The sequence below is a fragment of the Candidatus Gastranaerophilales bacterium genome (assembly GCA_028693235.1).
Classification (GTDB): domain Bacteria; phylum Cyanobacteriota; class Vampirovibrionia; order Gastranaerophilales; family Gastranaerophilaceae; genus JAQUVW01.
The window spans coordinates 182,775-202,479 of sequence record JAQUVW010000004.1 but is presented as its reverse complement, the minus strand read 5'-3'; the positions used below and the strand labels follow the sequence as shown (position 1 = coordinate 202,479).

Sequence of the window (19,705 nt, the reverse complement as noted above, 5' to 3'; positions counted from 1 at the left end):
ATTTTAATGCTATAATAGCCGTAATCAGTTTATTATAAGGAAAAATTTATGAATAAAAGCCAATCAGTCGGTATTTGGATTGTAATAGTCCTATTAGCGTTATCACTTGTTTCGATGCTCTTTACAGGCTCAACAACTACGACCAAAGACTTGTCTTATACTGACTTCTTGAAAAAAGTTAAGGCAAATGAAATAAAATCTACAGAGATAGAACGTGATATGCTTGTTGCAAAGCCAATCAACGATACTATTCCAAACGCTCAAGGCAACAAGCTTCAACCTGCTGCGACTTTGCAATACAAAGTCATGATTCCTTTGAATGATGATAATTTATACCCTTTGCTTGAAAATCATAATGTAAATGTAAGTATTAAAAAACCAAGTGATTCTTCATCGTTTTTAGGCTTTTTAGGCACTGCTCTTCCTTTGTTGCTTATTATCGGCATTTTTGTTGTTATGGCTAAAACGCTTCAGGCGGGTGGCTCTCAAGCAATGTCCTTTGGTAAAAGTAAAGCAAAACTTATGCTCGATAGCAAAGTTAAAATTACTTTTAATGATGTTGCAGGTATAGATGAGGAAAAACAAGAACTTGAAGAAATTGTAGATTTCTTGAAAAACGGCGAAAAATATATGAAACTCGGTGCAAAAATCCCTAAAGGTGTTCTGCTTGTCGGACCTCCCGGAACCGGTAAAACTTTGATGGCAAAGGCAGTTGCTGGGGAAGCTGGAGTTCCCTTCTTTTCAATAAGCGGTTCTGATTTCGTTGAAATGTTCGTCGGTGTCGGTGCTTCAAGAGTTCGTGATTTATTTGAACAAGCAAAAAAACATCACCCTTGTATTATTTTTATAGATGAAATTGATGCAGTAGGTCGTCAACGTGGTGCCGGTCTTGGTGGTGGGCACGATGAAAGAGAACAAACATTGAATCAATTGCTTGTTGAAATGGATGGTTTTGATGAAAATGTAAATATAATTGTTATTGCGGCGACAAATCGTCCTGATATTTTGGATAGTGCCTTGCTTAGACCGGGCCGTTTCGACAGACAAATTATGGTTAGTGCTCCTGACGTTAAAGGTAGAGAAGAAATATTGAAAGTTCACTCTAAAGGTAAGCAACTTGATGATACCGTCGACTTAAAAGTATTGGCTAAAAGAACCCCTGGATTCACAGGTGCTGATTTGCAAAACTTGTTAAATGAGTCAGCTCTTTTAACCGCTCGTAAAGATAAAACAAAAATCGGAATGGATGAAATTGATTCTTCAATTGACCGTGTAATAGTTGGTATCGAAAAGAAAAGCAAAGTAATGACAGATGAGGACAAAGAAGCTACTTCTTACCATGAAGTCGGTCATGCACTTCTTCACTTCTTCTTGGAAAATGCTGATAAATTGCACAAAGTAACTATTATTCCTCGTGGATTTGCCTTAGGCGTCACTTGGAATTTGCCGGAAGATAACAAAGTCCATGTTACAAAAGCAAAGTTGCTTGACCAAATCACTATGACTTTAGGTGGTAGAGTTGCGGAAGAAATAATCTATGGTAGAGATAAAATCTCAACAGGTGCATCTTCTGATATTGAAAAGGTGACTGACTTAGCTCGCAAAATGGTTTCAATATGGGGAATGTCTGACAAAATGGGTACAATGGCTTACGGCAAATCTCAAGAAAATGTCTTTATGGGGCGTGATTTCGGTCATACAAAAAACTATTCGGAAGAAATTGCAGCTGATTTAGACAAAGAAATTAAACATATTATTGATGAGCGTTATGATATTGCCCACAGTTTATTGACAGAAAATAGAGATATGCTTGAAGCTGTTGCTAAAGAACTTTTAGAACGAGAAACCTTAGACGAAAAAGAAGTTTCTGAGATTATCGACAGAGTAAGAGCTGATAGAAATCAAAACTGTTAAAATAAAAATTTATATAAATAAAAAAGACGTCTATTGCGAAAGGCGTCTTTTTTATTAGTATATTATTTTATACATTACCTTTTAATCGTTCTTCAGGTGATGTTATGGTATTGATTCTAAGTCCAAAATTATCGCCGATAACAACGACTTCCCCGTTTGCTATGTGCTTTCCATTGGCGTAAAGGTCAACGGATTCTCCTGCGATTTTGTTTAGTTCAATAATAGAACCTTTGGTCAGTTCCAATACCTTTTTTATAGGAAGCTCACATCTGCCGAGTTCTACAGTCAATTCAAGATTGATATCCATCAAGATATCAAGGTTGCTGTTTTCTTCTGCACTTGTTTGGATTTCGTTTTCAAAGGAGGAAAATTTTACGGGTTGAACAGTGACCGGCTCTTTGTATAATTCTTCAGGTTGAGCGTCATTAGTGCTTTCTTCAGTAAAATCTTCAAGAACAGGTGTTTCTTGAATTGGTTGGACAGTTTCCTCTGGAATAGAAGTCTCATTGTTTAAAATATCATCGTTATCCGGCATAATAACCTTTCTATAAATAGCTTTTTAAAATATCTGATGTTTCATTATATCGTTCCTCAACTTTTACGCAGAGTTTGTTTTTCATTGTACCTGGTCTTGCAAAAAATTTCTTTGCTCCATTGACTTTTACGACTAAATCGTCTTGGATTTTATTTTCTAAAAGGACAACATCTCCTTCTTTTAATGCCATAAAATCTTTTAGTGAAATTTTTGTTTTGCCGAACAAAACTTCAATATCGACATTAGATGTGTTTAATTTGTCAATCATGTTTTGTTTTTCTTCGGCAGTTGCCATAATACCTTTTGTTTGGAATATATGTTGAGTACTCAATTGACCGATTATGCTTTCAAGAAGCGGATATGGCAAACAAATATTCATAAGTCCGTAATATTGTCCACTGATTTGCACCTCTAGTGTAATCAGTGCAATAATTTCGCCGGGGCTTGCGACTTGCACAAGACTAAATGAATTCTCTACATCAATCAATGTCGCTACAGCAGGCATGATATTTGACCATGAGTCTGCAAATGTATTGATGGTTTTTTCAAGAACTTTCTTTGTTAAAGCTTCTTCAACATCGGTAAGTTCTCTCGATTGAATTTCTACAGTACCGATACCGCCGAGCATTCTATCTACAATACTTGAAATAACTTCAAAGCTGAATCCGATTAATATTTGCCCCAATAGAGGGTCGAGCTCAAAAATACCAACCGTCATAGGTGTTGGCATAGATGCGACAAATTCATCGTATGTGATTTGGTCCACAGATACGACGTCGACATTTATAGGTATTCTGAGGTATCCTGTCATTGATAGTGACAATTGACGAGAAAATTCTCTGTGTATATCTTGCAGACCTCTTAAGTGTTCTTTTGAAAATTTATCAGGGCGTCTAAAATTATACAGTTTATAGCCTTTTTGATGTTCGTTGAAATCCTCATCTTCATTGTCCATATAGCTTTCAAAATCATTGAAATTTTGATAGCTTGAAAATGCAGGATTTTCTTTCACTGCAGCTTGGTCTTTATTTTTTTGTATATCGTTGTTTATTTCAGCCAAAAGGTTGAACTCCCTATTGCATTATGAACTGTCCGAAACTTACTCTTATAACTTCTCTTTCGCCACCGAATATAGAGTCTACTGCGTCTATAATTTCATCTTTAGCGAGCTCTTTACCGGCAGTTGTTGATAGCTCGGCAGAAGTTTTACTTGATAGAGATGAAATAATGGCATCTCTGATTGCTGGTTTATATTGTGCCATTTCTTCTTCAAGCGGTGAAGCTGCTGCTCCTTCGCCGTGTCCGCCACCTTTTTTCGCAGGTTCTGAGTCGGCAGGAGTTTTTGTTAATTCAAGAGCCACACTTACTTTTAGGTATCTTCTTGAATCAGGGTCACTCAAATTCATTGTGAAATCGCCTAAGTCAACAATTACTCCTCTTTCTTCACCGGCAGCTTCTTGGTCAGCTTCTGTTGTTGTTTCTTGAGTCGAGTCTGTTGATATTTTTTTGAACATTGAGTCTTGTATAAAATAATTTGCAGCCAAAAATAGTCCGCAGATAATAGCGGTTGTAAGAACATTTACGATTAATATTTTTGTGCCGGCACCTTTGTCTTTGTTTTCTTCATTCGGTTTTTTAGGTGCTATGTCTTTGGGTGCGTTAGGTTTTGCCATTTTATCATCTCCAATGATTACTTCTTCTTATCAAGTATTATAATATCAACACGTCGGTTCATTGCTTTGCCCTCAATTGTTGTATTAGGTGCGATAGGTTCATATTCGCCATAGCCTATTGCTGAGAGTTTCTTGGGGCTGAGTCCTTTTTGTGTTATCAAATATTTTATAATATTTGTTGCCCTTGCGGTTGATAACTCCCAATTAGAGGGGAATTGTGTGTTGTTTATCGGTGAGGAGTCTGTGTGACCTTCTATTATTATTTGGTTATCCAGTTTTACAAGCTCGTCTGCGATATTGTCTAAAGTGCTTACCACCTCGGGTTTTATTATAGCAGAACCTGGGGCAAAAAGCATTTTATCATTAATTCTTATTATAGCTCCTTTTTCTCCTTTTAGAAGCTTTGTTTTACTTTTTATATCATTATTTTCGGATAATTTTTCAATAATCTTATCTTGTTCCGTTGCATTTAATGTATTTGGTTGAACTTGGGCTGTAGAAAAAGCCTGTTGCATTTCTTTTTGTGCTTGTTTTGCTTTGTTTAAATCCATACCGTTTATAGCCCACATAACCATAAAAAGAGCCAAAAGCATTGTGATAAAGTCTGCGTAAGAGATAACCCAGCGGTTTATATAGTCTTTAGAATTTGAGTAGTAGTCGTTTCTCATCAGACTTTTTGCTCCGTTGCTACGTATCTTAAGCTTTTGCGGTTGTTGTATTTTAGGTAAGCTATTAATTTTTCTTCAACAATTGTGGGACTTTCTTTCATTGTTATGGAAATCACGCCTTGAAGAATTGCTTCTTTGAACATAACTTCTTCTCTTAATTTTAGTTTCATATAACCTGCAAGAGGTAAAAATACTAAGTTTGCGATACCAACGCCATATAAGGTTGCAACAAACGCAGTTGCAATGCCGTTTCCCAATACTTGAGGGTCTTGAATGTAGCTCATTGCTTGGATTAAGCCCAAAACTGCACCTACAATTCCAAATGTGGGGGCATAGCCTCCCATCGCTTCAAAAACCCGTGAGTGGATAAGTTCTTGTTCTTCATCATAAGATATTTCCGCACCGAGAATGTCATATAAAAGTTGAGGGTTTTCAATATCTATTGCGAGTTGGAGCCCTCTCCTTAAAAAATTATCATCAATATTGTCTATTATTTCTCGTAGGTCAAATAGAGTGTTATGTCTTGCATAATGAGCAATTTGTATAATATCGTTTATGATTTTTAACCTTTTATCAGGCTTCTTTTGTAAAACATTAACTGATGATTGGAGGGCGTTGTGTACTATTTCAGGTGAAAAATTAAATAAAGTCGCAACAAGGGTCCCTCCTATTACGATTAATAGAGCCGTTGGCTGGAATATCAATCTCCAGATATCTGAATTTCCGCATTGCGAAAGAATTACCATAGCTGAAATAATTATAACTACAAAAGCAATCATTCTGTTCATTAGATGCTATTCATCCCCAATTCTAGTATATATACATGATTTCATATTTTTCATATATGGGTATCAACTAAATAGTGGATATTTTATAAACTTTTCTTGTAAAAGTGTTATATCTGCTATCATGTAGGGGATAATATATGAAAGGGGGCATGTTTATTAATGGCTTCAATAATTGATTCTATCAAAACTATTTCAGGAGATGACCATCCGTATTACAAAATCACAATTCTGTCTTTGCTTTTGTTTTTCGTGGTTGAACTCAATAAAACCGGCTCTTTAAGTCCAACAGGGACTCTTGTGCTTAATCTGGTTGCGGGATTCTATTTTATAGGGTACTTGTTTTCAATTGTTCACAATACGCTATCTGAGCAACACGTTTTGATGCCTGGGTTTATGACTCCGATAAATGATATTTTGCATGGTGCTCTTGGTATTGTTGCGATTTTACCTACTGCATTTTTAACATATTGGTGTATTACAAAGTTAATGCCTTTTTTGATTTATATTCCATCTGTAAATTGGATTATTTTGATTATTACGTTTTCTGTTTTATTTTCTTTTGTTATGATGCAAGCATTATTTTATGCGAGAGATTATAAATTTTTCAACGCATTCAACTTGCCGTTAATGCTCAAAGTCGGTGGCGATTTTATCGTGAACAGTATGTTACTTGCCTTGTTCCTTGTTATTTTATCTGCAATTATTCTTTTGCCATTAGGTTATGTTGTTTGGCTCTTGTTCGGAACAGGTATTGTGATGAATTTCTTTATAACAGCTGCAAGCTTTTATTTGTTGGTTATTTCCTTGCAATATTATTGCCAAATGTATTTTGAGTTTGTTATGTTGGAATACGAAGAAAAGACAAAAAATGAAGTTGATAAGCGATTTTAATTACATAATTCTCTAAGCTTTTTCAATTGGTCACGAAGTTCAGCCGCTTTTTCGAAATCAAGTAGATTGGCGGCTTTTTTCATGTCTTTTTCGATTTTTGTTATTAATTTAGGGAGGTCTTTTTTCGATATTTTCATCTCAACCATTTCTTCAGCAACTATGTCTTCAATGCTCCTATAGCTGGAAACGAGTTGTAAGAGATTATTTTCTATCGGCTTTTTAATGGTTTGTGGTGTTATGTTGTTTATTTTGTTGTATTCAAGTTGGATTTTTCGTCTTCTTTTGGTTTCGTCTAGTGCTTTTTTCATGCTATCAGTTATTTTGTCAGCGTACATAAGAACTTTTGAGTCGGCATTTCTTGCTGCACGTCCTATTGTTTGGATAAGACTTGTTTCTGATCTTAAAAATCCTTCTTTGTCTGCGTCCATAATTGCAACCAGTGAAACTTCAGGGATATCAAGTCCTTCTCTAAGCAAGTTTACACCAATTAGAACATCAAAGACTCCGAGTCTTAAATCTCTAAGGATTTCGACCCTTTCCATAGAAACGATTTCACTGTGGAGATATCTGACTTTTAAGCCTCGTTGAGTTAAATAGTCGGTGAGGTCTTCAGCCATTCTTTTTGTTAGGGTTGTGACAAGAGTCCTGTCGCCTTTGTCTATTATTTTGTTGATTTCTGCAATGAGGTCATCGACTTGATTTTCTGTCGGGTGGATAAATATCTCCGGATCAACCAGTCCTGTGGGGCGGATTATTTGCTCTACAAGTTGAGATGAGTGCGATTTTTCAAAGTCAGAGGGAGTTGCGGAAATAAATATTTTTTGTCCTACTCTTTTCCAAAATTCTTCAAACTTCAAAGGTCTGTTATCCTTTGCACTGGGTAGCCTAAAGCCGTAGTCGACAAGGGTGTTTTTTCTTGCTTGGTCGCCGTTATACATAGCTTTGATTTGTGGAATTGTCACGTGTGATTCATCAATAACAAGCAAAAAGTCATCTTTAAAATAGTCTAAAAGGGTTGCAGGAGGAGTGCCCGGGGCTCTTCTTTCGAGTATTCTCGAGTAATTTTCTATGCCTGAGCAATACCCCATTTCTTTAATCATTTCCATGTCGTATTTTGTACGTTGCTCAATCCTTTGAGCTTCTATTAGTTTGTTTTGAGATTCAAATTCTGTAACCTGATTTTTCATCTCTTGTCTAATCATTCCGAGAGTTGCGTCGACATCATCATCATCTGAAATGTAATGCACTGCAGGGAAAATCACGGTTTTATTCATGTTTTCAAGTATTTCCCCTGAAACAGGGTCTATTTTTGTAATTCGTTCAACTTCATCTCCAAAGAGAGAAATTCTCGTTATTAATTTTTCATAAGGTGGCATAATCTCGATTAAATCGCCTCTTGGACGAAAAGTCGCACGTTCTAATTCAACATCATTTCGTGAATATTGAGTTGCAACCAAACCTTTTAGAAACTCATCTCTGTCGAGCTCGTCGCCTATTTGGATTGTTATAGCACCTTTAAAATAATTTTCAGGAAGCCCCAAGCCGTATATGCAGCTGACTGAAGCCACAACTATTACATCATTTCGCTCAAAGAGGCTTCTTGTTGTGTTGTGTCTGAGTCTATCGATTTCGTCATTAATTGTTGCTTCTTTTTCAATATACGTGTCAGTTCGTGGAATATATGCTTCAGGCTGATAATAGTCGTAGTAGCTTATGAAATATTCAACGGCGTTCTCGGGGAAAAGCTCTCGGAATTCATTATATAGCTGTGCTGCCAAAGTTTTATTATGAGCTATAATAAGTGTCGGCTTCTGCACTTTTTCAATAACATTTGCAACTGTAAAGGTTTTTCCTGAACCTGTAATTCCTAATAATGTTTGAGCGTCATTACCCGATTTAAGCCCATTTAGAAGCTTTTCAATAGCTTTTGGCTGGTCTCCTTGAGGCTTATATTCTGATGAAATTTTGAATTTCTTCTCCATAATACAGAGTATTGTAACATTAATTTGCGTAACTTGCTTTACCAATCGGCTAATTAGAAATATAATAGTTTTAAGGTTGGTATGGAGTACAAAATGAGCGAATTATCCGTAACTGAATATATTAAAAAAGCTTTTGACGTAAAATCTCAAGGTAATTATAAGCAAGCTATAGAACTCTTTTATAAAGCTCTATCTATTGATGATGAAAGCTCTGAAATTATGAGTGAAATCGCTAATTTGTATTTTAAAATGAATGACCCTGAAAGAGCTATAGAATATTACGAGCAAGCACTCGAGGCGGATCCGTTTAATTTGAATATTAAGTTTGAATTGGCTCTTGTTAATAAACATCTAGGCAATATCCAAAAAGCTATAGATTTGATTGAATCTGTTTATCTTAAAAATAATGATTTAAAATATCTTGTGGAACTTTTACATTCTTTATGTCTTGAAGGCAGAAATGAAGAAGTTGTCGATAAATTTGAAAAATCAGATTTTCAAAATGCAGACTCTGATGCTCTTTTTAATTATGTTGCGATGGCATATAGAGCAATGGGTAAAAATGATGAGGCAGAAGTCTTTTACCGCAAAGCTATCTCTTTAAACAATGATAACAGCGATGCGAAATATTCATTGGCTGAAATTTTAGTTGAAAAAAAATCATATAAAGAGCCAGAAGAACTTTTGTTGAGTATTCTCGAAGAAAAAATTTGCTCAAAAACGTATCACCTCTTGGGGCAAATACATTTCAATTGTGGCAGATATGACAAGGCGATAAATTATTTTTCTATAGCCGCTAATATTGAATCAAATAATCCTCAATATTTTTATGATTTAGGCACATCTTATTCCTTGAAGGGCTTTCTGGCTGAGGCGGAAGATGCTTATCAAAAAGCTGTAAAATTAAGCCCTAATAATTTGCATTATAACTATACATTGGCTTATTTGAATTATCAATCGGGTGAAATTTCTAACGCAAAACAAAAACTCGAATATGTGTTGTCTATAAATCCACATCATATAGATGCACTTGTTTTAAAAGCCCTAATTGCATCAGAAGATGGGGACGTCCTTGCTGCAAACAAACTTTTAGATGAAGTGCTTGAAAATACTAAAACAAATGATTTCGCTTTTTATGTTAAATCCTTGCTATTCAAAAAATTAAATTGGTGGGAAAAAGCTATTGAAACTATAAAAAAGGCTCTTGAGTTAAGACCTGATTCCTTGGAATATATGAGTGAATTAGCTACTTATTTTTATAATGCAAAATTATATGATGAAACTAAAGAAATTTGTGCAAAGATAATCAGTCAAGATAAAAAGTTTTTATATGCTTATTTGCTCGGTGCAAAAGCGTATTATGTGTCTTTAGACTATGAAAATGCCTTGAAGTATGTTGAAAAAGCATTAAGGTTAGACCAAAATTCTGATGAGGCATACTATATCAAGGCACTTGTTTTTAAAGATACTGCGGTTATAAATTCTGCAATTGAAATGGCTCAAATTGCAATTAATATCGCACCTCAAAAAATAGAATATTATGAATTTATTGCAAAAGGTTATTTTGCTCAACAAAATTATAAAGATGCGTATTCTTATTATAAAGAAGCTTCTAATCTTGACATGCTAAATGTTTCATACAAATATCAGATGGCAAAATGTGCTCAATGTGACGGCAATAACCAAGAGGCTCTTGCTAATTATTCCGTTGCAAAAAGATTGGAGCCTGCAAATGTATTTATTGCAACTCAATATGCGGATTTTTTATGTTCAATTCATAAGGTGAAAAAGGCTTATGATATGTTGAAAACAACGCTCGATTATAACCCGTCGAATCATGATAGAACTGAATTAGTAAAAAAAATATTAGAAGTTAGAGAAATTCTAAATGATAAATCTACAGCAATTGAAAGAATGTTTTCTAAATTAAAATCTAAAAAATAATTTACTAAGCAAGTTTTATATCGGCAAGTTTCGGGTCTAGCAATCTTCTGCCGACATTTTCAAACTGTATTGAGCAAAGAGTTTTGTTGCCGTATTTTATTATTTTTTCAACAACACCTTTTCCATATTTTGCGTGGAAAACGAAGTTTCCTTCATGAAATTCAGTAGCTTGTGAGTTTGATTCTTCAATTTTAGCTTCAATAACAGGAACCGTCGGAGTCTTTTTAATCGGGACAGGCTCGGGAGGTGTTGTTATTATAGGCTCAGCTGTCGAAACGGGTGTTTTGACAGATTCGGGAGCTTCCTTGACAGTTGATTCTTTAATAGCTTGGGGCTCTATGGATGGTTGTTTTGTTTCTTCTTGTAAAACGGCATCATTTTGAAATTCAATGATTTCTTGAGTTTGATGGGGTTCTTCAAGATGAATTTCGCTTTCTGTATCTTCAACAATAACAGATATTTCAGGTTCCATAGCTTCATCTGTTTGAACTGTTTCGTTGGATTTTTCTTGAAATTGTTCAGTAGGTGTTGTTTTTTGAGGAGGAGTTACCTCATCAAGTTCTTCTAACAAATCCAGGTCATCTTCTGTTAATTCGTCTTCAATTATGTCAGTTGTTGTGATGTTTTTTTCAACCTCAATATTTTCAACAGGTTCAGTTTGTTCTACAATTTCTATAGTACCATCTTGGTGAATATCAATTTCAGGTTCAGGCTCTATATTCGGCTCGGCATCGGCTATTTGTAATTGAGGCAAGATTTCTTTTTGTGGCTCTAATTCTTCATCTAGGGCAGTATCTTCTGCTTCTATAAGGTTTTCAGATGGTGCTTCAATTGGTATAACATCTTCTTGATTAAGTTCAACATCATCTTTTATTTCAACAATATTAGCTGGTTCTTCCGACATTATCTCAGGAACAAGGTCGATAATTTCTTCAGGTTGTTTTTCCACTATCTTATTTGTTTGTTCTTCCGGTGTTTCAACTGTCAACATTTTGTCAATGTCGTTCTTTATTGCTTCTGTAACGGTATCTTTGAAAACCGCTCTGTTATATGCTTTAAGCTTTAATATAAGTGGCATGTAAAAAGTGTTTTCGCTCCAAATAATAAATTCTTTTTGGTTTAATTTGTTCAAGAATGTATTATATATTTCAAAGTCGTTAGTCTTTTCAATCGGTGCAAATAAAATCAAGTTTTTGCACAAAGATTTTAGCTTAAAAATGTTGTCATATTTAAAAGATGAAACAGGAATAGGGCGAATTGCCTCATTTTCGTATATAGAAAAAAGAATTTCTTCGTCAGAATTTTTGTTTGTGACATCAAAAATCATATAGCATTTTTTGTTAATTTGAGAAGCGATAAGCTCTAAAATGAATTTGTGCCATTTTTTGTCAATTTGAGAGGCATCAATTACGGTAATAGAGTTTTTGGAAATGATTTTGTTTATGAAGTCAAATTGTTCTTTTGATTGAGCAAAAAGCCCTTTTTGTTGATATTTTATAAGTTTATTTTTGAAGATTATAAGCTCAGGAAGCGGGTTTTGCCTGCATTGTTCGTCAATAACTGATTTGAATAAGTCAAACGGTATAAATCCATCTTCAAGCGTGCTTACATAGCTTTGAAGCTCAAGCAATATACCTTCAATAATGGCTTTATTTTCAGTAGAGCAATCATAAAGGTCGTTTTCTGCAATATAGTTAAATGCTTTAAAATTCAGTGGCAATTTATATTCTTTAGAAACAGATAAAATATTAGCATTTTCAAGCTTTTTGTATCTTCCGTCAAAGTCAATGACTAAAGTCTTTTTGTGGCTTTCTAAAAGACCATATAATATATTTGTTGTTAGAACAGCTGCATTTTCAATTTTGTCACATTGAATATAAGGGCGTTCTTTAAGAAGGCTGAAACCGAGATTTATAGCTGTATCAGGATGTGAAGCCAGATTGCCCCAATACATATTTCCGTTTGAGCTTTGGATTAACTGTGCTATTTCAGAGGCTTCGATATATATAATATTAGCGTTTTTAGACGGTGTATAGCCGTTATAAGTTGAAAGATTTGCATTTTTATTAATTGATAGAGAAAACTTTATCGTAGCAATGTTTGAGTCATCTTTTTCTGCTGATTCAATGTTTATGATTTGTGCAATAAGACTTTGATTAGAATCTTCTATAAGTAAAAAATCTGCAAGTAAAAGGTTGTTTTCAGATGGGGAATACAAAATTTTAGCTATATCATTTTTTATCTCAAATAACTGCATTAGTAGCCTCTCAACTCATTCCGTGTCATTGCAATAATTATACAACAAAATTCGTTATTTTATACAATGATTTTCGACAAAAGGCTCTAAATGTATTAAAAAAGAGGTATTTCCAAGTTTTTCTTCGATATTTTTTTCGATTTCATCACAATAATGGTGACCTTCTTTTATGGTTTTTTCAGCGTTAACCAATAATGTGAGTTCGACTTCTCTGTTTATTCCTGATTTTCTCGTTTTGACATTTTTGAAATGGACATTTCTGCTGATTGCGTAATCTTCTAAAATATCCATAATTATCTTGTTTTCTTCAAGGGGCAAAGTTCCGTCCAATAAGTTGTTAGAGGCTTTTTTGCAAATGTTAAAACCTGCGTTTAAAATAAGAACTGCAACTATTATCGCAATGATTGGGTCAAGAATAGCAATTCCTGTGATTTTTATTATTAACAATCCTGCAAAAACGGCTAATGATGAATAAACATCGGTTCTAAGGTGCTCTGCATCGGCAAAAAGAGCTATGGAATCGGTTTTCTTTGCGACTCGAAATATATACATACTTATAAAAAAGTTCAAAACAGCTGCAAAAAGCATTACCGCAATTGCGATATTGGTATCAAGAGCAAATTCAGTCGGGTTCAATATTTTTTTCACAGCTTCGAATACTATGTAAAAAGATGCAAGGATTATCAAAGTGCCTTCTATTAATCCTGAAAAATCTTCGTATTTTCCGTGTCCGAATTGGTGGTCAGCGTCCGGGGGAGCACTTGATTTTACAACAGAGAAAAATGCCAAAAATGAAGCCAACAAGTCACTTAACGAGTGAATGGCTTCTGATATAATACTTATTGAGCCTGAAATATAGCCTGCTATAAATTTCAATATAATTAATGTTGTATTAGAAACAATAGACAAAAATGCTGCTCTTTTTTTGCCTCTTGTTGTTATAGTTGCTTCCATGGAGTGCCTCTTTTATTCTCGTATATCTACTATTCTTGATTTGTTTGCTTGGGGTTGATATGTGTTTAAAATTTTGTCTTTTTTATTTTCGTTAGAAAGTTTTTGTTTCGTTTCTGCGTGCATTTTTGTCAAATTATCCAGATTTGTTTTTTCAAGAATTTTTATTTTTTCAATCAAATTTTTTAAATCTGAAGGGTATGAGTCTAAATCTTTGTATAATCCGGCTATTTTATCAAGTTGACTGTATAGACCGTTTCGGATTTCGATAATGTTTTCGAGTGTGTCAAAATCTTCCTCTTCAAGGCAAGTCTTAACTTGAACAGAGGTGTTATATATTTTTTCATATAAGAGAGTTATTTGTTTATAATCCATTTTATGCCGTTTCTGTCGTTGTAGAGTGGACTGCGTCTGAGTCGTCATTTTCGGACTTTTCACGTTTTTCTTTGGCTGCTATTTCAATAGCTTTGTTCCAAGTGTCACGGAGGCCTTTTAAATGTTTTAGAACTTCATCAAGTGCATCAACATCTTTTTTGATATTGGCATCGACGAGTCTGTTATACAAATATGTGTATAAATCATATAGGTTTTGAGCCATTTCTCCGCCAATTTCCATGTTCAAAGTGCTTTGAAATTCGGAAATAATCTTTTGAGCTCCGATAATATTGTTGTGTATTTTTGGGATATCTTTAAGCTTCTTTTCAGAAGTCATTTCAAGTCGTGCGATATTCAGGTATTGAATAGCTCCATCATATAGCATTATTAATATTCTTTCGGGTGTAGCCGTTTCAAGATTACTTTTTTGATATTGTTTGAGATATGGATTCATTTTCAGGACTCCTGATTTATATTTTCTTATTTACAAGTATACCAGATGCTGAGTTTAATTTGTATACTAATTTTATCAAATCATTTGGGGATATTGTTTCTATAACGGAATGGCTTTCTGTGTCGATAAGCTCAATCAGTTGAGATATTGGGTTTAGCTTCACAGTGTATGCTTTTGAGTCATCTAATTTGTATTCGTTATAGTTTTCTTTTTCGTCGGTTTCAGATTTGCTGTCGTTGTCAGATTGTGCATTTCCTCCTGAGCCTCCTTCAAATTCTGAAGTTTCGGTCTGTTGGTCGGTTATAGTTGATTGTTTTTTGGAAATTCCGTCTATTGCATTATTTCCCAAGGATTGAAGTGCTATTTTGTCAGCTTCGTTTGCCATTTGGGCTGATGTCTTTTTTATTTGTATTCCGAGATTTCCCATTGAAAGTCCATCTACGCCCATTTTTGTCCACTCTTTCTGTCCACTTATGAATGATTTGTTACCAAATTGCATAAACTTTACTATTATATTATAATATACATTCAGCAATTATTAAATACTTTTTTAGGAGAGGATATGGAGAAAAAAAATTTATTTGTAAGTTTCCTTGATAAATTTATCGATTTGCCATTGTGGATAAAAGAAGCATTGTTTTTGTGTTTAAAACAAGACCTTGAAAAATATTCAGTAGCTCAAAAATCTGTTGATAAAAGCGATTTATATCAATTCTATTCGCCTGTGTTAACTTATGTTGGTAAAAAAGAAATATCTTCTCATAATGATTCTCACGAGCCAAATGTGTATAAATTTTTAGAAGGGGCTGCTATGGGGCTTAATTGTTTAGAGATTACCCTAAATAATTATTGGACTCTTGAAGAAACTGCTTTGCTCAATATTCTATGTGTTGAAAAAGAGTATGTATCGCCACCTTCTTCAAAAGTTGCAAATGCTATGCTTCTTTATTTTTCAGGAAAAATAAGGTTTGGTGAGTATTTTAAGCGTATAGGTAAAATTAATGTTGACCAACTTGATTCAGCTTTGAGAAAACAAAAAGAACTTGAAGAAAACGGGCAAAAAATGGGTATGGCTTCTGTTATGATAAAATTGGGGCTTGTTACCGAAGAAGATACAAAAAATGTCTTGTATGTAAAAGATGAATCTAAAAAAAGATTTATTTTTAATACAGATTTGCTTGGTAAAGGAAATGCCTCCCGCGTAGATTCGGTATCCGGTATTACTGCTGGTTCAAACTTGGCTTTATTGGAAAAATTAACCAAAGAAAATACTCTTTTGAAACATAAAATTAAAGGAATTATAAACGTAATTCAAGGCAAATAATATGGAACCCGAATATAAAAAATTAATTGAATTTCAACGAAATGCTATTGTTGAACAGGAACATTCAGGTCTTATTCTTTTGCTAGATAAAAAAAAGGTTCTAAAAAGAATAGGCTCCGATAATGGGGCTAAATTCTATCTGCGTTCTTGTATGAAGCCTTTGCAATTTGCTTTGCATATAGATGAGGATGTTCCTAAAACATTTTCTTTTACACGAGAAGAAATTGCAGTTTGTTGTGCTTCGCACACAGGGTCTTTAAAACATCAAAAAGTTGTTAGAAATATTTTGAATAAAATAGGGCTAGATGAGTCATATTTATTGTGTCCAGCACATTTGCCATTGAGCTTAATAGAGCAAACAAGATTGATAAAGGAAAATATTCTTTTTAAACCAATTCACAATAATTGCTCCGGGAAACATTCTGCTATGCTTGCTTTATGCCAAAAAATGGGTTGGAATAAATCAAATTATATGGATAAAAATCATCCTTTGTATTGGTCTATAATTAATAGGGTCCTCTCTTTATGTGAAGTCCAAAATGATGATTTTGTTATAAGTAAGGACGGGTGCGGCCTTGCTACTGTCGCAACAACGCTATCGCAGTTGGGAAAAGGCTTTTTGAACTTATTCTTAGATGATAAATATGTTGCTGTTAAAGATGCTTTTTTAAACGAACCGTTTTTAATCGGAGGCGAAAATCGTCTGGATTCTTCAATAATTGAAGCGTCAGAAGGTACTCTTATTGCAAAAGTCGGAGCTGGCGGGTTGATAGTTGTCGTAAATCCGAATTTAGGTCAGGCAATAGTCGTAAAAATAGCTGATGCGAATATGCAGGCAAGGGCTATTGCGACAACAGAAGCCCTCTTACAATTAGGCTGGCTGACTAGAGAGCAAGTTGAAACATCATCACTAAAAAGCCAGAACGACAGACATGTTACTACCCTTTTAGGTGAGCAAATAGGTCAAATCATTCCGACTTTTCAGTTTTAATTTAATATTAACCGAATGTTTTAAATGAACTTTCGACGTTCTTTTCGATAACTTTTTTTACAGAATCCATTTCGGTTTGTAAAGCGGTATGTTCAGTTTCAAGTTGTTTCAATCTCATATCAAACATTTTGTCTTGACGAGCTAAAACACCTGCTTTTTCTTCGTATTCAGCTTCTGCAGCTGCATCATCAGCCGTATATAAACTATCGCTTACAGATTCTAAACCTTGCCAAGTTACACTTGAAAAGCCTGTATCAGAGTCTGCATCAACTTTTTCTAAAGTCCATTCGCCACTTCTGATTTTCTTTTCCAAGTAGTCGTTATCGGTACATTTGTCATCAATGATATATTTTTCGCCTTGATTATTTCTGATAGTTTCCATTGTGAATTTATATGCGTCAGAAGCGGATGCGTCATCATTAATGTATAATTCTTCGTTGTTTAATACGTTAGTATTTTGGAAAGAATATTCATTTTTTGTCCAGTAGTCGTAAAATGAAGGTGCGTCCATTTCTTCAATATTCTTTTGGAATTCATCAGGGTCAACAATAGCTCCGTTTTTGTCCAAGATTGGATTGCTCATATAATCATTGTTAAGTCCTGACATATAAGTGCTCATGAAGTTTTGACCTGTGTAAATAGTATTGGAAAAGCCTTTACCTTCTGTATAGGTGAAACCGGTGAAACATTTATTGTTTATAGCTTTATTGTATTTATCAGTAGCATTTTGAACATTTTCTGAGGTATCTGCGTATTTTTGCGGGATAACGATGTTTCCGTTTTGGTCAACAAGTCTCATGCTTAAGCCGTTAATAGGGTCAGTGCTTGTGATTATATCGTAGGTCAATCTTGTTGAAGCATTGGAGTTATTATTTGCATCAACTTTAACAAACAACAATTGTTGATTGCTCATTTTGTTGCTAAAAGCGTTTGCAACAGCGTCAGTTTGATTTGCAAGCATTAATTTTTGTTGTGCAATTTGTTGAGCTTGATATTCGTTGTTGTTTCTTCTAGCTGTTAGCTCTAAATATCTTGCTTGTGAAGCTGACATACCCATGATATAAAATACTCCTTGTTTGTATCATGTTAATCGTCTTAAATTATTAATATCTTTAATAATTTAATTATATTTTATATCTTTTGTTAAGAAAGTGTTACAATTTTTTCTTTGTGCTTTTGCAATATTGTTAAGCTGTATTTCTCTTAATTGGCAAAAAATTTTATGTTTTATATTATAATAAGTGTGAGTATAAAATTGTATGTAAGCAATATAAGTCTAGTGAGGAGAATTTAATGGAAATCGGCATACCAAGAGCCTTATCTTTTTATAATTTTTATCCGTTTTGGTTTGGATTTTTTAACGACTTAGGTATAAAAATTGTGTTGTCTGACAGGACAACCAAAGAAACAATGTCTACAGGAGCGGCACTTGTCGTTTCGGAAACTTGTTTGCCAGTTAAGGTATATGCCGGACACATATTGAATTTGTTAGAAAAAGGTGTGGACAAGATATTTTGTCCTTCTATTCAATCTATTGCTCCAAAAATTTACAACTGTTCAAAAATAAGGGGGTTACCCGATTTAATCAGAAATGTTATTAAACGTGAATTTACGCTTATTGAAGCAACTCTTGATAAATCAGAAAAAAAACAAGGTCTGTATGAGTTTTTAGCAGAAGCTGTAGCTCCATTTGGCATAACGGATAGTAATATTATAAGAAAAGCTTCAAAAGCTGGCTGGCGTATGTATAATAACTTTAATGTTATGACAAGAGCCGGTGTTCCTTACAAAAGAGCTTTGAAATATGCTTTAGAAGATAAGGTTATTATTTCACAAAATAATAAATCATATCCTATAAGTATTGCAGTCATTGCTCATGGATACAATTTGTACGATGAACGTGTCAGTATGAAGATATTTGATAAGCTGGAAAAACTCGATGTTAAAGCATATACAGCAGAACAACTTTCTCAAGAGCAAATGCAAGAAGGTATTGCAGCTTTAGACTCAAAAGTTTATTGGGCGAATGAATATGAAATATCAGGAGCTGCTGCTCATTATATTCAAGAATCAAAAATCGATGGTGTTATTACTATCAATGCTTTTGGTTGTGGCCCTGATTCTTTAATGATTGAAAAAATATCAAGATATGCAAAAGAACAATCAAAACCTATTTTGAATTTGTCAATTGATGAACAAACAGGAGAAGCTGGTTTCGTTACAAGAATTGAAGCTTTTACGGATATGTTATTCAGAAAAAAACGCTCCAAAATTGTTAATAATATAGAGATTGACGAAGACGAAATGATGGATTCAAATTCAATCAGGGACAGAATAAATACATCTTTAAACGCAAGATAGGTGAAAGCTTAAATAAGTTTTAATCCTGTTTAAAAGCACGAAAAGAGACCTTAAAATAAGGTCTCTTTTATATTAATTAATTGGCAATAAGTCAAACTATTGAGGTTGGTTCCAAAGTGCGTCTCTTATGAATTTGCTTTTTTGAGATTCAGCAGAAAGAGCAACGTTTTGTGGAGTAAAGATAAAAACAGTATCACCTATTTTTTGTTGGTTGCCGCTTAGAGCGTGAGTAGCACCGCAAAGGAAGTCTACGATACGCATAGCTTGGTCTTTGTCAAGCAAGTGTAGGTTAAGAATGATTGTTTTTTTATCTTTTAAGTGTTTAACAATTCCGACTGATTCGTCGTAAGAGCGTGGTTCGCAAACCATAACTTCGTAACCACGGAAGTTCGGATGATTAACAACTTTTAAATCTTGGTTTCTTGAAGAAGATGATGAGTACATAGGTTCCATAGCCAAATTGTCTTGGATAGGGTAATCTGCGACTTCGCCTTCCATGTCTTCAAAGATGTCATCTCTGTTTTCAAATCCTGATGTTAAAAATCCAACGATTGATTTAATTTTGTCTGATACTGCCAATTTAATTTCCTCCCCATT

At 34.2% G+C, this 19,705-nt stretch carries 19 protein-coding genes; 6 read left to right on the top strand and 13 right to left on the bottom strand.

Translation table 11 applies throughout. The annotated features are described in order from the left end of the window. Positions 1–48 precede the first annotated feature (48 nt). Positions 49–1,914: an ATP-dependent zinc metalloprotease FtsH gene (gene ftsH, locus PHV37_08350; GenBank protein MDD3238089.1), complete on the top strand. Its 1,866-nt coding sequence runs from the start codon at positions 49–51 to the stop codon at positions 1,912–1,914. Positions 1,915–1,981: 67 nt separating this feature from the next. On the opposite strand, the gene fliN is transcribed toward ftsH, so the two are convergent. Genes fliN through PHV37_08325 form a run of 5 tightly spaced genes read right to left on the bottom strand, consistent with a single transcriptional unit; the run spans position 1,982 to position 5,578 of the window. After that, the gene (fliN, locus tag PHV37_08345; GenBank protein MDD3238088.1) at positions 1,982–2,449 is read right to left on the bottom strand and encodes a flagellar motor switch protein FliN; all 468 of its coding nucleotides are present in this window, start codon (positions 2,447–2,449) and stop codon (positions 1,982–1,984) included. 10 nt (positions 2,450–2,459) lie between these two features. After that, a complete protein-coding gene (gene fliM / locus PHV37_08340) occupies positions 2,460–3,509 on the bottom strand; it encodes a flagellar motor switch protein FliM (GenBank protein MDD3238087.1) in 1,050 nt (349 codons plus the stop codon). A 13-nt stretch (positions 3,510–3,522) separates the two neighbouring features. Next, positions 3,523–4,122, bottom strand: coding sequence for a flagellar basal body-associated FliL family protein (locus PHV37_08335; GenBank protein MDD3238086.1), 600 nt, complete (start codon positions 4,120–4,122; stop codon positions 3,523–3,525). Between the two features lie 17 nt (positions 4,123–4,139). Continuing rightward, entirely contained in the window at positions 4,140–4,790 is a 651-nt protein-coding gene (locus PHV37_08330) for an OmpA family protein (GenBank protein ID MDD3238085.1), read from the bottom strand. Continuing rightward, positions 4,790–5,578 (bottom strand): MotA/TolQ/ExbB proton channel family protein, encoded by a 789-nt coding sequence (locus tag PHV37_08325; protein ID MDD3238084.1) that lies wholly within the window; start codon positions 5,576–5,578, stop codon positions 4,790–4,792. Before PHV37_08325 ends, PHV37_08330 begins: the two co-directional genes overlap by 1 nt. A 159-nt stretch (positions 5,579–5,737) precedes the next feature. Here PHV37_08325 and PHV37_08320 point away from each other — a divergent pair, with 159 nt between their 5' ends. Next, positions 5,738–6,469 (top strand): hypothetical protein, encoded by a 732-nt coding sequence (locus PHV37_08320; GenBank protein MDD3238083.1) that lies wholly within the window; start codon positions 5,738–5,740, stop codon positions 6,467–6,469. Here PHV37_08320 and uvrB read toward each other — a convergent pair. After that, on the bottom strand, positions 6,466–8,451 hold the full coding sequence (uvrB, locus tag PHV37_08315) for an excinuclease ABC subunit UvrB (GenBank protein MDD3238082.1): 1,986 nt from the start codon (positions 8,449–8,451) through the stop codon (positions 6,466–6,468). The genes PHV37_08320 and uvrB overlap by 4 nt on opposite strands. Positions 8,452–8,544: 93 nt before the next feature. Between uvrB and PHV37_08310 the strand changes: the two genes are divergently transcribed. Then, complete coding sequence (locus PHV37_08310; GenBank protein ID MDD3238081.1) at positions 8,545–10,395, top strand: tetratricopeptide repeat protein; 1,851 nt, start codon at positions 8,545–8,547, stop codon at positions 10,393–10,395. Positions 10,396–10,399: 4 nt separating this feature from the next. On the opposite strand, the gene PHV37_08305 is transcribed toward PHV37_08310, so the two are convergent. From PHV37_08305 to PHV37_08285, 5 genes are read right to left on the bottom strand one after another with little or no spacing between them, the layout of a single operon-like run. Further along, positions 10,400–12,652, bottom strand: a complete 2,253-nt coding sequence (locus PHV37_08305) for a hypothetical protein (protein ID MDD3238080.1) — start codon at positions 12,650–12,652, stop codon at positions 10,400–10,402. Between the two features lie 54 nt (positions 12,653–12,706). Then, on the bottom strand, positions 12,707–13,606 hold the full coding sequence (locus PHV37_08300) for a cation diffusion facilitator family transporter (GenBank protein ID MDD3238079.1): 900 nt from the start codon (positions 13,604–13,606) through the stop codon (positions 12,707–12,709). Between the two features lie 12 nt (positions 13,607–13,618). Then, positions 13,619–13,978 (bottom strand): hypothetical protein, encoded by a 360-nt coding sequence (locus tag PHV37_08295; protein ID MDD3238078.1) that lies wholly within the window; start codon positions 13,976–13,978, stop codon positions 13,619–13,621. 1 nt (position 13,979) lies between these two features. Next, complete coding sequence (gene fliS / locus PHV37_08290; protein MDD3238077.1) at positions 13,980–14,432, bottom strand: flagellar export chaperone FliS; 453 nt, start codon at positions 14,430–14,432, stop codon at positions 13,980–13,982. A 16-nt stretch (positions 14,433–14,448) separates the two neighbouring features. Further along, positions 14,449–14,931, bottom strand: a complete 483-nt coding sequence (locus PHV37_08285; protein ID MDD3238076.1) for a hypothetical protein — start codon at positions 14,929–14,931, stop codon at positions 14,449–14,451. Positions 14,932–14,994: 63 nt separating this feature from the next. Between PHV37_08285 and PHV37_08280 the strand changes: the two genes are divergently transcribed. Together PHV37_08280 and PHV37_08275 are read left to right on the top strand one after the other, a co-directional pair. Next, positions 14,995–15,756, top strand: coding sequence for a hypothetical protein (locus PHV37_08280; GenBank protein ID MDD3238075.1), 762 nt, complete (start codon positions 14,995–14,997; stop codon positions 15,754–15,756). Between the two features lies 1 nt (position 15,757). Next, a complete protein-coding gene (locus PHV37_08275) occupies positions 15,758–16,747 on the top strand; it encodes an asparaginase (protein ID MDD3238074.1) in 990 nt (329 codons plus the stop codon). Between the two features lie 7 nt (positions 16,748–16,754). On the opposite strand, the gene PHV37_08270 is transcribed toward PHV37_08275, so the two are convergent. Beyond that, positions 16,755–17,804: a hypothetical protein gene (locus tag PHV37_08270; GenBank protein MDD3238073.1), complete on the bottom strand. Its 1,050-nt coding sequence runs from the start codon at positions 17,802–17,804 to the stop codon at positions 16,755–16,757. A 236-nt stretch (positions 17,805–18,040) separates the two neighbouring features. Here PHV37_08270 and PHV37_08265 point away from each other — a divergent pair, with 236 nt between their 5' ends. Beyond that, positions 18,041–19,108 (top strand): acyl-CoA dehydratase activase-related protein, encoded by a 1,068-nt coding sequence (locus tag PHV37_08265; GenBank protein ID MDD3238072.1) that lies wholly within the window; start codon positions 18,041–18,043, stop codon positions 19,106–19,108. Between the two features lie 96 nt (positions 19,109–19,204). On the opposite strand, the gene PHV37_08260 is transcribed toward PHV37_08265, so the two are convergent. Next, complete coding sequence (locus PHV37_08260) at positions 19,205–19,687, bottom strand: cell division protein SepF (GenBank protein MDD3238071.1); 483 nt, start codon at positions 19,685–19,687, stop codon at positions 19,205–19,207. Between the last annotated feature and the right edge of the window lie 18 nt (positions 19,688–19,705).

Coding starts and splice junctions, on each gene's coding strand:
- ftsH (MDD3238089.1), top strand. CDS start 49: ATGAATAAAAGCCAATCAGTCGGTATTTGGATTGTAATAGTCCTATTA.
- fliN (MDD3238088.1), bottom strand. CDS start 2,449: ATGCCGGATAACGATGATATTTTAAACAATGAGACTTCTATTCCAGAG.
- PHV37_08335 (MDD3238086.1), bottom strand. CDS start 4,122: ATGGCAAAACCTAACGCACCCAAAGACATAGCACCTAAAAAACCGAAT.
- PHV37_08330 (MDD3238085.1), bottom strand. CDS start 4,790: ATGAGAAACGACTACTACTCAAATTCTAAAGACTATATAAACCGCTGG.
- PHV37_08325 (MDD3238084.1), bottom strand. CDS start 5,578: ATGAACAGAATGATTGCTTTTGTAGTTATAATTATTTCAGCTATGGTA.
- PHV37_08320 (MDD3238083.1), top strand. CDS start 5,738: ATGGCTTCAATAATTGATTCTATCAAAACTATTTCAGGAGATGACCAT.
- uvrB (MDD3238082.1), bottom strand. CDS start 8,451: ATGGAGAAGAAATTCAAAATTTCATCAGAATATAAGCCTCAAGGAGAC.
- PHV37_08310 (MDD3238081.1), top strand. CDS start 8,545: ATGAGCGAATTATCCGTAACTGAATATATTAAAAAAGCTTTTGACGTA.
- PHV37_08305 (MDD3238080.1), bottom strand. CDS start 12,652: ATGCAGTTATTTGAGATAAAAAATGATATAGCTAAAATTTTGTATTCC.
- PHV37_08300 (MDD3238079.1), bottom strand. CDS start 13,606: ATGGAAGCAACTATAACAACAAGAGGCAAAAAAAGAGCAGCATTTTTG.
- PHV37_08295 (MDD3238078.1), bottom strand. CDS start 13,978: ATGGATTATAAACAAATAACTCTCTTATATGAAAAAATATATAACACC.
- fliS (MDD3238077.1), bottom strand. CDS start 14,432: ATGAATCCATATCTCAAACAATATCAAAAAAGTAATCTTGAAACGGCT.
- PHV37_08285 (MDD3238076.1), bottom strand. CDS start 14,931: ATGCAATTTGGTAACAAATCATTCATAAGTGGACAGAAAGAGTGGACA.
- PHV37_08280 (MDD3238075.1), top strand. CDS start 14,995: ATGGAGAAAAAAAATTTATTTGTAAGTTTCCTTGATAAATTTATCGAT.
- PHV37_08275 (MDD3238074.1), top strand. CDS start 15,758: ATGGAACCCGAATATAAAAAATTAATTGAATTTCAACGAAATGCTATT.
- PHV37_08270 (MDD3238073.1), bottom strand. CDS start 17,804: ATGGGTATGTCAGCTTCACAAGCAAGATATTTAGAGCTAACAGCTAGA.
- PHV37_08265 (MDD3238072.1), top strand. CDS start 18,041: ATGGAAATCGGCATACCAAGAGCCTTATCTTTTTATAATTTTTATCCG.